The sequence below is a fragment of the Pseudarthrobacter sp. Hb11 genome, assembly GCF_059383655.1.
The window spans coordinates 110,855-125,611 of record NZ_JBWZCM010000005.1 but is presented as its reverse complement, the minus strand read 5'-3'; the positions used below and the strand labels follow the sequence as shown (position 1 = coordinate 125,611).

General features: G+C 63.5%; 11 protein-coding genes. All 11 read left to right on the top strand.

Annotated features, from left to right (window positions below; all coding sequences use genetic code 11):
* The first annotated feature begins 55 nt into the window (after window positions 1-55).
* The 11 genes from AC50X7_RS10205 (at window position 56) to manD (ending at window position 14,705) form a co-directional block, all read left to right on the top strand.
* The gene (locus tag AC50X7_RS10205; protein ID WP_494978895.1) at window positions 56-1,579 is read left to right on the top strand and encodes an ABC transporter substrate-binding protein; all 1,524 of its coding nucleotides are present in this window, start codon (window positions 56-58) and stop codon (window positions 1,577-1,579) included.
* A gap of 119 nt (window positions 1,580-1,698) precedes the next feature.
* Window positions 1,699-2,640, top strand: coding sequence for an ABC transporter permease (locus AC50X7_RS10200; protein ID WP_494978894.1), 942 nt, complete (start codon window positions 1,699-1,701; stop codon window positions 2,638-2,640).
* Window positions 2,637-4,511, top strand: a complete 1,875-nt coding sequence (locus AC50X7_RS10195) for a dipeptide/oligopeptide/nickel ABC transporter permease/ATP-binding protein (RefSeq protein WP_494978893.1) — start codon at window positions 2,637-2,639, stop codon at window positions 4,509-4,511. The genes AC50X7_RS10200 and AC50X7_RS10195 overlap by 4 nt, the downstream gene beginning before the upstream one ends.
* Window positions 4,508-5,413 carry an ATP-binding cassette domain-containing protein gene (locus AC50X7_RS10190; protein WP_494978892.1) on the top strand — a complete coding sequence of 302 codons (906 nt, stop codon included), beginning with the start codon at window positions 4,508-4,510 and terminating at the stop codon, window positions 5,411-5,413. The genes AC50X7_RS10195 and AC50X7_RS10190 overlap by 4 nt, the downstream gene beginning before the upstream one ends.
* A gap of 47 nt (window positions 5,414-5,460) precedes the next feature.
* Window positions 5,461-6,321, top strand: a complete 861-nt coding sequence (locus AC50X7_RS10185; protein ID WP_494978891.1) for a sugar phosphate isomerase/epimerase family protein — start codon at window positions 5,461-5,463, stop codon at window positions 6,319-6,321.
* 62 nt (window positions 6,322-6,383) lie between these two features.
* Window positions 6,384-7,550 carry a Gfo/Idh/MocA family protein gene (locus tag AC50X7_RS10180; RefSeq protein ID WP_494978890.1) on the top strand — a complete coding sequence of 389 codons (1,167 nt, stop codon included), beginning with the start codon at window positions 6,384-6,386 and terminating at the stop codon, window positions 7,548-7,550.
* A 148-nt stretch (window positions 7,551-7,698) separates the two neighbouring features.
* Window positions 7,699-8,760, top strand: a complete 1,062-nt coding sequence (locus AC50X7_RS10175) for a LacI family DNA-binding transcriptional regulator (RefSeq protein ID WP_494978889.1) — start codon at window positions 7,699-7,701, stop codon at window positions 8,758-8,760.
* A 75-nt stretch (window positions 8,761-8,835) separates the two neighbouring features.
* Window positions 8,836-10,242, top strand: a complete 1,407-nt coding sequence (gene uxaC, locus AC50X7_RS10170) for a glucuronate isomerase (protein WP_494978888.1) — start codon at window positions 8,836-8,838, stop codon at window positions 10,240-10,242.
* A complete protein-coding gene (locus AC50X7_RS10165) occupies window positions 10,239-11,675 on the top strand; it encodes a mannitol dehydrogenase family protein (RefSeq protein WP_494978887.1) in 1,437 nt (478 codons plus the stop codon). The genes uxaC and AC50X7_RS10165 overlap by 4 nt, the downstream gene beginning before the upstream one ends.
* A 288-nt stretch (window positions 11,676-11,963) precedes the next feature.
* Window positions 11,964-13,430, top strand: a complete 1,467-nt coding sequence (gene uidB / locus AC50X7_RS10160) for a glucuronide transporter (protein ID WP_494978886.1) — start codon at window positions 11,964-11,966, stop codon at window positions 13,428-13,430.
* Window positions 13,431-13,475: 45 nt separating this feature from the next.
* On the top strand, window positions 13,476-14,705 hold the full coding sequence (gene manD / locus AC50X7_RS10155; RefSeq protein WP_494978885.1) for a D-mannonate dehydratase ManD: 1,230 nt from the start codon (window positions 13,476-13,478) through the stop codon (window positions 14,703-14,705).
* Window positions 14,706-14,757 lie beyond the last annotated feature (52 nt).

The following is a 14,757-nucleotide window of genomic DNA, read 5'->3' as shown; positions in this document are numbered from 1 at the left end:
ACGCCACACCGGCCGGATTCATCCCACCCACGTTCCACAGATTCAGGAGCCAACAATGAAGTTAGGTCCAAAAGCGGCTGCAGTCGCCATTACCGTCAGTGCAGCACTGGCACTGACAGCCTGCGGCGGCAGCGCCACCAGCGGCACGGCAGCAGCCAAAACAACGACGCTTACCGTGGGTGCCATCCAGGAAATGCGCTCCTGGGATCCGGCACAGGCCCACGTCGGCCACTACCTCCAGCCCTACCAGGCGGCGTACGACTCTTTGGTCCTGCGGGAACCGGACGGCAAGCTCAGCCCCATGCTGGCCACCGAGTGGAAGTACAACGAGACCAACACCAAGCTCACCGTGGACCTCCGCACGGACGTGACCTTCAGTGACGGCGCACCGTTCAACGCTGAGGCAGCCAAGGCAAACCTGGACCACTTCAAGAAGGCCAACGGCCCGCAGATGGCCCAGCTCACCGCCGTCTCCGACGTCGCGGTTGTGGATGCCGACACGATCGAACTGAACCTCACAAGCCCGGATCCGTCCCTGGAGTTCTACCTCAGCCAGGCAGCCGGCCTGATGGGCAGCCCGAAGGCGCTGGGCACCGAAGGTATCAAGACCGAGCCTGTGGGCAGCGGCCCATACGTTATGGACAAGGCCGCCACGGTCAAGGACTCACAGTCTGTGTTCACGGCCCGCAAGGATTACTGGAACAAGGACATCCAGAAGTTCGAGAAAGTCACTTTCAAGATCCTGATTGACCTGACCGCCCGCACCAACGCCCTCGTTTCGGGCCAGGTGGACGCCACGCTGCTGGACCCCAAGACCGGCAAGCAGGCTGAAGGCGCCAAGATGAACCTGGTAGCCACCGAGGTGGACTGGCAGGGTCTCCTGCTGATGGACCGCGACGGTACCAAGAACCCCGCGCTGGGCAACGTCAAGGTCCGCCAGGCTATCAACCACGCCTTTGACCGCAAGACCATTGTGGACCAGGTGCTGATGGGCCAGGGCACCCCGACCTCGCAGCCGTTCGGCAAGGCCAGCGGGGCCTGGACTGAGGATCTGGAGAACTACTACAGCTACGATCCGGCCAAGGCCAAGTCGCTCCTCAAGGAAGCAGGCTACGAAACCGGCGTTGTCCTCGACGTCCCGGCTGTCCCGGGCTTCGAAACCCAGCTCGCGGTGGTCAAACAGCAGTTGTCCGATATCGGGATCACACTAAACGTCGGCGCCGCGATCACCAATACCTACACCACGGACATTTCGGCGCAGAAGTTCACCGCCATTTTATTCTCGCTGTTTCAGGGTGAGCCGTGGGTGGCCACCAACCAGATCGTCTCCACGAAGGCCCTCTACAACCCGTTCAAGAACACCACTCCCGAACTCCAGGCCAAGATCGATGCCGTCGAGAAGGGTGGCAAGGACGCCGGCAAGGCGGCCCAGGAAGTCAACAAGTACGTTGTGGAGCAGGCATGGTTCGCCCCGCTGTACCGGGTCAACCAGATGTATTACCACAACTCCAAGATCACGGTGACGCCCCAGGTCCAGCAGGCTGTCCCGTCGATCTACAACTACTCACCCGCCAAGTAACCCGCCAGGAATTACCAGGGACGTAGCCACACAAAAACCTGCGCCATTCCGGCAGCCCACCACCAACGATGGGCTGCCGGACCGGGCAACCAATCCATGCCAGTTCACTGGAGCCAGCAATGATCACTTTCATCCTTAAACGCCTCGGCAGCGGACTCGTAGTCCTGTTCGCCGTCTCGATCCTCGTCTTTTCCCTGCTTTACGTATCGAGCGGCAGTATTGCGCGGAACATCCTGGGCGACCAGGCCACACCGGAGCAGCTGGCCGTGAAAGAAGCCGAACTGGGGCTCGACCAGCCCATCATGACGCGCTACTTCAGCTGGCTCACGGGAGCCCTGCAGGGGGACTTGGGCACATCCTGGTTCACCTCTGAACCCGTGGCCAACGCCCTCGCCACCCGCATCCCGGTCACGATGACCATGGTGATTGTAGCCATGATTCTGATCGCCATCATAGCCACTCTCATCGGCGTTGCCGCAGCGGTGAAGCGCGGCTGGGTGGACCGTGTGGTCCAGATCGGTGCCATCATCGGCGACTCCGTCCCCGGCTTCGTGATCGGCATCATCCTGGTGACCATCCTGGCCATCCAGATGGGCTTATTCCCGGCCACCAGCACCATTTCGCCCGGCGCCGGAGCAGATGCCTGGATGCTGTCCCTGGCCCTTCCGGTGATCGCATTGCTGATCAATGGCGTCACCGGCGGTGCACAGCAGATCCGCAGTGCCGTCATCAAACAGCTCGAACGCGACTACGTCCGGACTCTCCGCAGCCGCGGCATCGGTGAACGTGAGGTCCTGTTCAAGCACGTCCTGCGCAGCGCAGCCCCGGCCGGCCTGACCGTGCTCAGCCTCCAGCTGATAGGCATGCTCGGCGGTGTGGTCATCATCGAGACGATCTTTGCCCTTCCCGGCATGGGGCCGCTCGCCGTAGCCGCGACCGCGCAGAGCGATCAGCCCGTGGTTATGGGCGTTGTTATGTACACTGTCGCCGTTGTTATTGTGGTCAACCTCATTGTTGACCTGCTCAACGGCTGGCTCAACCCGAAGGTGCGTGTCTCGTGACAGAGTCCGTCGAAACCTCCGCTCTGACGTCCGCCCCCGGCACGTCGGGCCAGACTGGGACCGTCGTCCGGTCAACAGTCCTCAAGCGCCTGTTCAAGAATCCTCTCGGCATCATCGCCATCGTCATTTTGCTGGCAATGGCAGTGATGGCCGTCTTCGCCGATGTCCTGGCCCCGTTCGACGAGAACTTCGCCAACATCTCCAAGACCCTCGCCGCGCCGGACGCTGTCAACGTCCTGGGCACGGACAGCTCAGGACGCGACGTCTGGAGCCGGCTGCTCTTCGGGGCACAGCTGACCCTCACCTCAGCCCTCCTCTGCGCCGCCGTCGCCATCGCGATCGGCCTGCCCGCCGGTCTGGTGGCCGGCTACTATGCCGGCAAATTCGAAGCAGTCTCCAACTGGGTCGTCAGCATCCTGATGAGCCTCCCTGGCCTGATCGTCCTCCTCACCATCCGGGCCGCTTTCGGTCCGTCAGTATGGATTGCCATGATCGCGTTCGGTGTGCTGATCAGCCCTTCCTACTTCCGGCTGACACGATCAGCGGTGCAGTCGGTACGCAACGAGCTTTACGTAGATGCCGCCCGCGTCTCCGGTCTGTCCGACCTCACTATCATCACCCGCCACATCTTCTCCGTGGTCCGAGCGCCCATCATCATCCAGACGGCCGCAATCGCCGGCGTCGCCATCGCCATCCAGTCCGGACTTGAGTTCCTGGGGCTGGGCGATCCGGCCAAGGCAACCTGGGGCGTGATGCTCAGTGAAGGATTTAAGAACGTTTACCTCACACCGACGCTGCTGTTCTGGCCGGCGTTTGCCATGGCGCTGACCATCGGCGCCTTGGTCCTGCTGGGAAACGCCATCCGGGATGCCCTGGAAGACGGCGAAAAGATCAAGCACCGCAGGCAGAAAGCACATCAGGCTGAAGATGCTGCCGCAGCGAGCGCCGCCAAGGCAGCGCGCAAGACCATTGCCGCCGTCGAGGCCGGAACCGAACACCACCTGGTCAAGGTGACCAACCTTGGCGTCGGCTACCCCCAGGCCGACGGATCCATCAAGAAGGTGGTTGATGACGTTTCCTTCCACGTTGACCGGGGCGAAATCCTCGGCATCGTGGGCGAATCGGGGTCGGGCAAATCCCAGACGGCCTTCTCCATCCTGGGCCTGCTGCCGGATACGGCACGCATCGTGGGCGGCGCCATCCAGTTCGATGGCAACTACACGGTGGCTCCCGGTGAGGACAAGGTCAGCCAGGACCGCCTCTCCAAGCTTCGTGGCAAGCGGATTTCCTACATCCCGCAGGAGCCCATGAGCAACCTGGACCCAGCCTTCACGATCGGCTACCAGCTGGTCACGCCCATGGTGCGGATCCTGGGAATCACCAAGGCCGAAGCCACCAAGCGGGCGATGAAGCTGCTCTCCGACGTCGGCATCGTCAACCCGGATCGGACCTTCAAGGCCTACCCCCACGAGGTCTCCGGCGGCATGGCCCAGCGTGTGCTCATCGCCGGCGCCATCAGCTGCGAACCGGACCTCATCATCGCCGATGAACCGACCACCGCCCTGGACGTCACCGTGCAGGCCGACGTCCTGGACCTCATCCGCGACCTCCAGCGCCGCCTCGGCGTCGGCGTCATCCTGGTGACCCACAACTTCGGCGTGGTGGCCGACCTCTGCGACCGCGTGGTGGTCATGCAGAACGGCCGGCTCGTGGAAGAAGGCCCCGTACGGGAGATCCTCCGCGAACCGAAGGAAAGCTACACCCAGACCCTGCTGGCTTCAATGCTGGAAGGCAAGGAACCCATGACCATGCTGGTGTCAGCTGCTTCGTCTTCCACTGCGTCACCAACTGCCAAGGAGAACGTATTGTGACTGTATCTGCAGCCTTGGGCGCGGAGGGATCAGCGCCGGCACGCAAAGAACTCCTTCGGGTGGAAAACCTAGTGGTGGAGTACGCCGGCAAGGGGTTCCGTGCACGGAAGTTCCGAGCCCTGACGGACATCAACATCAGCATCGGCCAGGGCGAAACCCTGGGCCTGGTGGGGGAGTCCGGATCGGGCAAGACCACCCTGGGCCGGTCTGTACTGGGCCTCGCGCCGGTGAGCGGCGGCAGGATCACCTTCGAAGGCCAGGACATCAGCCACGCCACCCGAAAGCAGCGCCGCGTCCTCAGCCGCGATATGCAGGTCGTCTTCCAGGATCCCTACACATCCCTGAACCCGGCCCTGGAGATCGGCGACATCCTCTCCGAACCCCTGGGCGTCCAGGGCATGGAGACGACAGCAGCCAAGAAGCGCGTGAAGGAGCTCCTGGACCAGGTTGGCCTGCCGTCGGACGCTATTCACCGCCTGCCGCGGGAGTTCAGCGGCGGCCAGCGCCAGCGCGTGGCCATCGCCCGCGCCCTGGCGCTGTCTCCGAAGCTCATCGTCTGTGATGAGCCGGTCAGTGCGTTGGACTTGTCCACCCAGGCCCGCGTCCTGGACCTCTTCCTGCAGATCCAGAAAGACACTGACGTCTCCTACCTGTTTGTCTCCCACGACCTTGACGTGGTCCGTCACATCAGCCACCGTGTAGCCGTGATGTACCGCGGAGAAATCGTGGAGCAGGGGCCCGCAGCGGTAGTCACAGGGAACCCCGAACACCCCTACACCCAGCGGTTGCTGCTCGCTTCACCCGTGCCGGACCCGGACCGCCAGGAGAAGCGCCGTGCCGATCGTCACCGGCTGCTCGAAGAACAGCGCCAGCAGAACGAGCAGGCCGCTGCCTTTGCCTAGGGCACGTGCCCCAATCAACTCAACAGCAAGAACAATGGAGGAATAACGTGGCCAAAATTGGCGTACAGGCAATGATGCTGAAGGACAGCTTCACCGAAGTCGGGGCGTTCGAAACGCTCCGCAAGGTCAGTGACATCGGCTACAACGCCGTCGAGATCTCCCAAATCCCGATGACGCCTGAAAATGTCGCTGAACTGGACCGGTCCCGCAGTGAGCTGGGCATGGACATCGCAGCCCTGTCCGTGGCCATGGAGACCCCCAAGGGCCGGCCCGGCGATTCGCTGGCGGAGCAGTTTGACAAGATTGTGGACGACGCGAAGAGCCTGGACTCGAAGTTGCTGCGGATCGGTATGCTGCCGTTCGGGGCGATGACGTCCATTGGCGCCGTCATCGACTTCGCCAAGCAGGCCAACGAATACGCCGAGCGGCTGCTGGAGCAGGGCCTGGGCCTGTACTACCACAACCACCACATCGAGTTTGCAAAGTTCAACGGCAAGTACATGCTGGACATCATCGCCGAGAACTCCCCGGCCATGGGCATGGAAATCGACGTGCACTGGGTGCAGCGCGGCGGCCTGGACCCGGTCCGCACCCTGGAAAAGTACGCCGGCCGCACGGCCATGGTCCACCTGAAGGATTACCGGATCGGCCAAATGCCGGAATCGGCTATGGGGCTGCTGGATTCCGGGGACTTTATGGGCTTCATGCAGGAGTTCAAGAACGTCGTCCAGTTCGCCGAAGTGGGCGAGGGCAACCTGGACTTCGCGTCCATCATTCCGGCCGCGCAGGCTGCCGGTGCTGAGTACCTGCTGGTGGAGCAGGACGAACTCTATGGCCGCACGGTTTGGGAAGCGCTGCAGACGTCCTACGACAACCTGGTTGCACTAGGCCAGTCCGAGCTCTTCTAAACCACACCCACTTCCCCAATTTGGTATCGACAAGCTCAACCAACAAAGAAGGATAAATAACTGTGAGCAAGAAAGTACGCCTCGGCATCATCGGCCTGGGCCAGCAGGGCGGCATGTACGCAAAGTTCATCACTGACGGTGCAGTCCCCAATATGGTGATCGGAGCAATCTGCGACACCGATCCGGCCAAAAAGGCCGTCGCCTCGGAGACCTACCCGGACGCTCCCTTCTACGATGACTACATCGCCATGCTGGAAAGCGGCGACGTTGACGCCGTCGTGACCTGTGTTCCGCACTTCCTGCACCCGGAAATGGGCATTGAAACGCTCAAGCGCAACATCCACGCGCTGGTGGAGAAGCCGGCCGGCGTCTACACCAAGCAGGTCAAGGAACTGAACGAGTTTGCTGCCAGCAAGCCGGAACTGTCCTTCGGCATCATGTTCAACCAGCGCAACAACCCGCTGTACAAGAAGCTCAAAGAGATCGTGGACAACGGCGAGATCGGCAAGATCCGCCGCAGTAACTGGATCATCACCAACTGGTGGCGTCCGCAGGGTTACTACAACTCCAGCGAGTGGCGCGCAACGTGGGGCGGCGAGGGCGGCGGCGTCCTGGTCAACCAGGCACCGCACCAGCTGGACCTGTGGCAGTGGATCTGCGGCGTGCCGAAGTCCGTCTACTCCAAGGTTTCCTTCGGCTTCCGCCGCGACATCGCTGTCGAAGATGAAGTGACTGCGGTGGCTGACTACGGAGACGGCGTTACCGGCGTCTTTGTCACGGCCACGCACGATCTGACTGGCACGGACCGCTTCGAGATCCTGGGTGACCAGGGCAAGATCGTCGTCGAAGGCAGCAAGACCGCCACCGTGACACGCCTGAAGAAGCCTGAGCGCGAGCTCAGCGACGGCATGGGCATGGACGATGTCCGCAAGCTCTTTATGGGCGAACTGAACCCGGAGGAGTATTACACCACCGAGGTCATCGAGTTCGAGTCCGCGTGGGGTGCCCAGCACTCCGGCGTTCTGGAGAACTTCGCCGCCAACATCCTGGACGGCACCCCGCTGCTCGCTCCCGGCTCTGACGGCATCAACGGCGTCCGCCTGGCCAACGCCATTCATCTTTCCGCCTGGACGGGTAAGGAAGTTGGATTGGACTTCAACGAGGACGTGTTCCTCGCCGAACTCAACAAGCGCATCGCGGACGAAGGCAAGTTCCCCGAGCGCTCCTAGCTGCCGGCCAGCAACCAGCCCCGGCAAGAGGCGCTGGCAACCGCTGGCCCTTTTGCAGCCCAACCAAGTAGCGCTAAGTGTCGTTTTGACGCCCCAAAACGACACTTAGCGCGACTAAGTTGGGTGGTTTCCTCGTTAGGATGGGGCGGTGACCGAACCCAAGACGCAGGGCCCTGCCATATCGCCGGAAACTGGCAAGAAGCCAGCCCGCAACGGTAAGGCCAACGCCACCATCTACGACATCGCCAAGCTTGCCGGCGTCAACCCTTCCACCGTTTCCAGGGCGCTCAGCAAGCCCGGCAGGGTCAGTGCCAAGACGCAGAAGCTCATCGAGGACGCCGCTGCCCAGCTGAATTACCAGGTCAATCCGTTCGCCCGTGCACTGCCCACCGGTCGGACCAACACCTTCGGCCTGATCGTTGCCGACATCACCAACCCCACGTTTTTCGACATCATCCGAGGCGCCCAGACCACCGGAACCCGGCGTGACTACACCCTGGTGCTAGCCGAATCGGCCGAGTCAGCTGTCACCGAACTGACGGCAGCACGGCGCATGATGACCACCGTGGACGGCCTGATCCTCGCCAGCCCGCGCATGGACGACGACGATATCCGGGCGCTGGCCCGCGACAAACCCGTAGTGGTTATCAACCGCGAGGTGGAGGACGTGCCCTGTGTCATCCCGGATGTGCGCAAGGGCATTGGCGAGGCGGTTCGCAGCCTCGCGGGCAACGGACACAAGAAGCTGGCGTTCGTCGCCGGCCCCGCGCGGTCCTGGATGTCGGCGCGGCGCTGGGAAGGCGCCCAGGCTGCCTGCGAATGGTCCCACCTTGAGGCAGTGCGCGTGGAGTCCAGCAAACCAACGGTCGACGGCGGCAGGCAGGTTGCACGCGACGTGCTGGCCACCGGAGCCACGGCTGTGCTGACGTACAACGACCTCCTGGCCATAGGCCTCATGCAGGAACTGCAGGCGGGCGGCATGGCCGTGCCGGACCAGATCAGCATCGTGGGCTTCGACGATATTTTCGGTGCGGACTTCACCACCCCGCCGTTGACCACCGTACGCTCGCCGCTGGGGGAGTGCGGCTCCGGCGCCGCCACGCGGCTGCTTGACTTATTGCAGGGCAGCGGGGAACCCGCAGGGACCTTGCGCGTGGAAACGGAGCTCGTGCTGCGCGGCTCCAGCGGACGGGTCCTCCCGGCGGGCTGAACCCCAGCAGAAACGGTGGTGGCAAGTTTTGGCAACCGGTTGACAAATGCAGCGGTCAACCCGGATTATTGACTTATGTCACAGTCGATTGCTGCCAACCCAGACCGGCTCCTGCCCGCTGATCCCGGAACCCGCGCCATTGCGCGCGAACTCCTGCAGCGCGTTCAGGACCTCCCCATCATCTCCCCGCACGGGCACGTTGACGCCGCAGTCATCGAGCAGAACACCCCGTTCCCGGACCCGGCAGCGCTGCTGGTCAGCCCGGACCACTACGTCACCCGGCTGATCCACGCCAACGGCGCCCCTCTGGACAACCTGCGGGCGGGCGGTCCCACCACGCCCGAGTCACGCGAAATCTGGCGGACATTCGTGGATGCCTGGCCACTGTTCGAAGGCACAGCCTCCGGCTACTGGCTGCGCAACCAATTCGACAGCGTTTTCAAGCTGGGTGCAGACCTGGGTGAGATGTCCGCCGAGGCCAGCTATGACGCCATCGCCGCCAAACTCGTAGAGCCAGGCTTCCGCCCGCGCCAGCTTTTCAAGGACTTCAACATTGAGGTTCTGGCCACCACCGACGACCCCTTGGACAACCTGGCCAGCCACAAGGCCATCGCCGAGGACCCCACCTTCAACGGCCGCGTCCTGCCGACCTTCCGTCCGGACGCTTACCTGAACATCGCGCACCCCACCTGGAGCGCCAATGTTGACCGCCTGATTGAAACCGCCGGTGACGGCGCCGCGGGATACACGGGTTACATCACGGCCCTGGAAAACCGGCGCCGCTACTTCGTGGAGCACGGCGCAGTCTCGGCAGACCACGGCGTGGCCACTCCGGCAACGCTCAAGCTGGACCGTGCCGAGGCCGAGCGGATCTTCGAACTCGCGCGGGCCGGCAAGGCCACGGCGGAGGACCGCAACACCTTCGAAGCCCACATGATGTATCAAATGGGCCGCATGTCCGTGGAAGACGGGCTGGTCATGACTATCCACCCGGGTTCATTCCGCAACCACCACACCCCCACGTTCGATGCCTTCGGTGCCGATACCGGCCACGACATCCCGGTCGCCACCAACTACACCGAGGCCATCCGGCCTCTGCTGCAGGACTTCGGCACGGCCAAGGACTTCCACCTCGTGCTGTTCACCCTGGACGAGACGGTGTTCTCCCGCGAGCTCGCACCGCTGGCCGGGTTCTACCCATCCGTCTACCTGGGCGCCCCGTGGTGGTTCCTGGACGCCCCGGATGCCATGCTCCGGTTCCGCTCCGCCGTCACCGAGACCGCAGGCTTCTCCCGTTCCTCCGGGTTCATCGATGACACCAGGGCCTTCTGCTCCATCCCTGCCCGTCACGATGCTTCCCGCCGGATCGAAGCCTCCTTCCTGGCCCGCCTCGTGGTCGAGCACCGTGTCAGTGAAGACCGGGCCCACGAAATCATCGTGGACACCGTCGATTCCTCCCCGCGAAGGGTTTTCAAACTGTGAGCATCGAACAGACCGATGTGACAGGCAAGACTGCCGGATTCCTGCCGCAGCTGGACCGGACCCTGGCCGTTTCCGCCAAGCCGCCGGTGCGGATCGTCCACCTGGGACTCGGTGCCTTCCACCGCTCACATCAGGCCTGGTACACCAGCCAGGCCTGCGACGCCGCTGAGTGGGGCATTGCCTCTTTCACCGGCCGCCGCCCGGATGCTGCCCTGGCTCTTGCCGAGCAGGACGGCCTCTTCACGCTCGTGGAACGCGCTGACAGCGGTGACACGTTCGTCGTCGTCGGCAGCATCGCTGAAGCGGCAGACGGCGCGGACGTGCAGCGGCTTGCGGAGCTCGTTTCGGCACCTGCCACCGCCGTGGTCACCCTGACGGTCACCGAAGCGGCCTACCGGCTCGGTGCCGACGGACAGCTGGACTCTGCGGCGTCCGACGTCGTCAGTGACCTTGGGCTGCTGGCTTCCGGCAGCGGAAACCCGTCGACGCCGCTGGGCCGGCTGGTCTTCGCCCTCGCCGCGCGGCGGACTGCCGGAGCCGGGCCGCTCGCCGTTGTCTGCTGCGATAACCTCGCTGACAACGGCACGGTAGCCCGCAACGCTGTTACCGGGCTGGCTGCGGCCTGGGACGCGGAGCTCGCGGCCTGGGTTGCAGCGAACGTCAGCTTTGTCAGCACGTCCGTGGACCGCATCACTCCGCGCACCACGGACGCGGACATCGCCGCGGTCGAGGCCGCTTGCGGCTACCGTGACAACTCGCCGGTAGTGGCCGAGCCCTTCACCAACTGGGTGCTCAGCGGCGATTTCCCCGTTGGCCGTCCGCGCTGGGAAGATGCCGGCGCGGTCTTCGTTGACCACATCGAGCCTTACGAGAACCGCAAGCTATGGCTCCTGAACGGGGCTCATTCCCTGCTGGCCTACGCCGGCCAGCTCCGCGGACACACCACGGTGGCGCAGGCCCTCGCGGACCCGCAGTGCCTGAACGCCGTCGAAAGCTTCTGGGACGAGGCCGAAGCGAACCTGTCCGGCGCCGCGGCCGGTGGCGCGGACCTGGAGATCCCGGCGTACCGTGCCGCCCTGCTGGCCCGCTTCGGCAATGCGCGTATTGCCCACCACCTGGCCCAGATCGCCATGGACGGCAGCACTAAGCTGCGCATGCGGGCCGTGCCCGTCCTCCTGGCCGAACGCGCCCAGGGCAGGCCCGGTGCCGCTGCGGCCCTGATGATTGCGGCCTGGATTGATTTCAGTGCAGCAGCAGAGACATTCCACGATCCGCTGGCAACCGAAGTGGCCGAGGCCAACAAGCTCGGGGGAACGGAACGCGTGCAGGCATTGCTGGCACTTGTGGACCCGGCTGTCGCGGCAGACGACGCGGTGGTGGAGCTGGTTGCCGGCCTGCTGGGAACATTCGCTGCAGGCGCCGATTCCAAGTAACCGCAGCGCTGTCTGTTCGTCCTGCACTGCCCGGTCCACGATTATTGGACCGGGCAGTACTGTTTTTCAATCCACAAGCTGTTTCATGAAGTTTCAACAAATAGGTTGGCAACCGCTTGCCATTTGATTGCCAAGTGACTAGGATTACAGGCAACGAGAAACACAGTGCGGCACGTCCGTCGGATGTCGGGCATGACTAAGCCAGGCCTCGCCACGATTTACCGCTTTATAGCATTTCCATATTTCGCCGGCCTCCAAGGCGGCAGCGGGTAAAGGAGCCCAAATATCATGAAAAAGCTAAGCAAGCTCAGCATCATCGGCTATGGGGCCGGCGATGCCGCAAACAACCTCGCTTTTACCACTGCCACGATGTTCCTGCTGGTGTACTACACGGACGTTGCCGGTATCTCCGCAGCGGCCGCCGGAACCCTGCTGCTCGTGGTCAGGCTGTTTGACGCCTTCGCTGACGTCTTCGCCGGCCGCCTCGTAGACCGGACCTACAGCAAGCGCTTCGGTAAGTTCCGTCCCTTCATCATGTTCGGCTCCATCCCGCTCCTGCTCCTGAGTGTGGCAACGTTCTCCGTCCCGCAGCTGGGTGAATCCGGGACGCTGCTCTACGCCTACGTCACCTATGCGGCCCTCGGCCTGGCCTACAGCCTCGTCAACATCCCCTACGGCTCGCTCGCCGGCGCAATGACCCAGGACCCGGGTGAGCGTGCCAAGCTGGGATCGGCGCGCATGATTGGCGGCCTGCTGGTGGGTTCGGGCCTTGGCATCTTCGTGGCACCGCTCATCAAGCCTGGCGCTGACCTGCAGTCGACCTTCACTACCATCACCCTGGTGTTTGTGGTGATCGGCGCGGCCCTCTACTTCTTCACGGTCCTGACCGCCAAGGAACGCGTCCACCGCGCCGTTCCTAATGTGTCGGTCAAACAAAGCATCGATACCCTCAAGGGCAACAAGCCGCTCCTGATGCTGTGCATCAGCTCTTTCTTCTTCCTCTCCGGCTACCTGGCGCTGACCTCCGTGCAGCTGTACTACCTGCGCGACGTCCTCGGCCGGCTGGACCTTTACCCCGTACTGTCCATCATCCAGCTCGTCCTGACGTTCTTGCTGGCTGCGATTATGCCCAAGCTGGTCCGCAGCATTGGCAAGAAGAGCATCTACATCTACTCTTCCCTGATCACTGTCCTCGGCGGCGTGGTTATCTTCCTAAGCCCGGCCGGCCAGGTCATGATGGGCTTCAGCGGCCTCGTACTCAGCCTCGTGGGTGTCCTGGCGATGAGCATCGTGGTGTGGGCCCTCGAAGCAGACACCGTGGAATACGGCGAGTGGAAGACTGGCGTCCGGACCGAGGGCATTACCTACGCGCTCTTCTCCTTCACCCGCAAGTCTGGCCAGGCCGTTGGTGGCGCACTCGCCGCCTATGCGCTCGCCCTCGGCGGTTACAAGTCCGGCGGAGTTGCCCAGACCTCCGAAGCAGTGTTCGGCATTCAGATCGCAGCGGGCGCACTCCCGGCCGTCCTGACTTTCCTGGCGGCACTGGTCATGACCAAGTACACGCTGACGGACGTCAAGCACGCGGAAATCCTTAAGGAGATCCAGGAACGCCGGACCAAAACAGTGGGCGCTGATGAAACCGCTGATGCCAACACCTCCGAAGGAACCAACCCGGCCACTACCCCCGCCGCGGGCGCCAGCACTTCCCCGGCAGCCAGCACCCCTGCTGATGCCGGCAAACCTGCCGGCCAATAACTCCAAGCACCACAACCTGACCTGAAGTCCTTGAAAGGATCTGCCGTGAAAATCATTGCCGCTGAAGTCTTCGTGACCAGTCCCTCCCGCAACTTCGTGACGCTCCGGATCACCACCGAGGACGGTGTGACCGGTATTGGTGACGCCACCCTGAACGGCCGTGAGCTCGCGGTTGCCGCCTATTTGAAGGAGCACGTTGCGCAGTTGCTGATCGGCAAGGACCCGCACCGGATCGAGGACACGTGGCAGTTCCTTTACCGCTCCTCGTACTGGCGGCGCGGCCCGGTCACGATGGCTGCGATCGCCGCGGTGGACATGGCGCTGTGGGACATCAAGGGCAAACTGGCGGGCATGCCGGTGTACCAGCTGTTGGGCGGGGCGTCCCGGAACGGGCTGCGCGCCTACGGCCACGCCTCCGGTGCGGACCTGCCATCGCTGTTCGATTCGGTCCGGGAGCACCTCGAGCTGGGGTACAAGTCCATCCGGATCCAGACCGCAGTGCCGGGCATCAAGGCCGTCTACGGCGTGGCTGCCCAGGCGCAGGCATCCGGTGAGCGCTATGACTACGAACCGGCCGGCCGCGGCGCGTTCCCGCAGGAGGAGGACTGGGACACCCGCGCCTACCTGCGCCACCTGCCCACCGTCTTCGAAGCGGTCCGGAACGAGTTCGGCCCGGAGATTCCGCTGCTGCACGACGGCCACCACCGGATGACGCCGATCCAGGCCGCGAAGCTCGGCAAGGCGCTGGAACCGTATGACCTGTTCTGGCTCGAGGACTGCACCCCGGCGGAGAACCAGGAGGGCCTGCGCCTGGTCCGCCAGCACACCACCACCCCGCTGGCCATCGGCGAGATCTTCAACACCGTCTGGGACTACCAGACCATCATCAAGGAACAGCTGATCGACTACGTCCGGGCCGCGTCCACGCACTTTGGCGGGATCAGCCCGTTGAAGAAGGTCATGGACTTCGCCGCGCAGTACCAGATCAAGTCCGGCTTCCACGGCCCCACAGACATCTCCCCGGTGGGCTTCGCCGCGCAGCTGCACGTGGGCCTTGCCATCCATAACTACGGCATCCAGGAATACATGCAGCACTCGGACAAAACCAACGAGGTCTTCAAGCAGTCCATGACCTTCGTGGACGGCTACCTCCACCCGGGCAACGAGCCGGGCATCGGCGTCGAATTCAACGAAGAAGCCGCCGCGGCCTTCCCGTACCAGCAGGCCTACCTGCCCTACAACCGCCTGGTCGACGGAACGGTCCACGACTGGTGAACACCCCCAAGCCTGAAACAACCGCTCCGGCCGCAGCCGCTCAGCCCAAGCT

What these genes read in the sequence shown, in the direction of transcription:
- AC50X7_RS10205 (WP_494978895.1), top strand. Translation starts at nt 56, where the DNA reads ATGAAGTTAGGTCCAAAAGCGGCTGCAGTCGCCATTACCGTCAGTGCA.
- AC50X7_RS10200 (WP_494978894.1), top strand. Translation starts at nt 1,699, where the DNA reads ATGATCACTTTCATCCTTAAACGCCTCGGCAGCGGACTCGTAGTCCTG.
- uxaC (WP_494978888.1), top strand. Translation starts at nt 8,836, where the DNA reads ATGTCACAGTCGATTGCTGCCAACCCAGACCGGCTCCTGCCCGCTGAT.
- uidB (WP_494978886.1), top strand. Translation starts at nt 11,964, where the DNA reads ATGAAAAAGCTAAGCAAGCTCAGCATCATCGGCTATGGGGCCGGCGAT.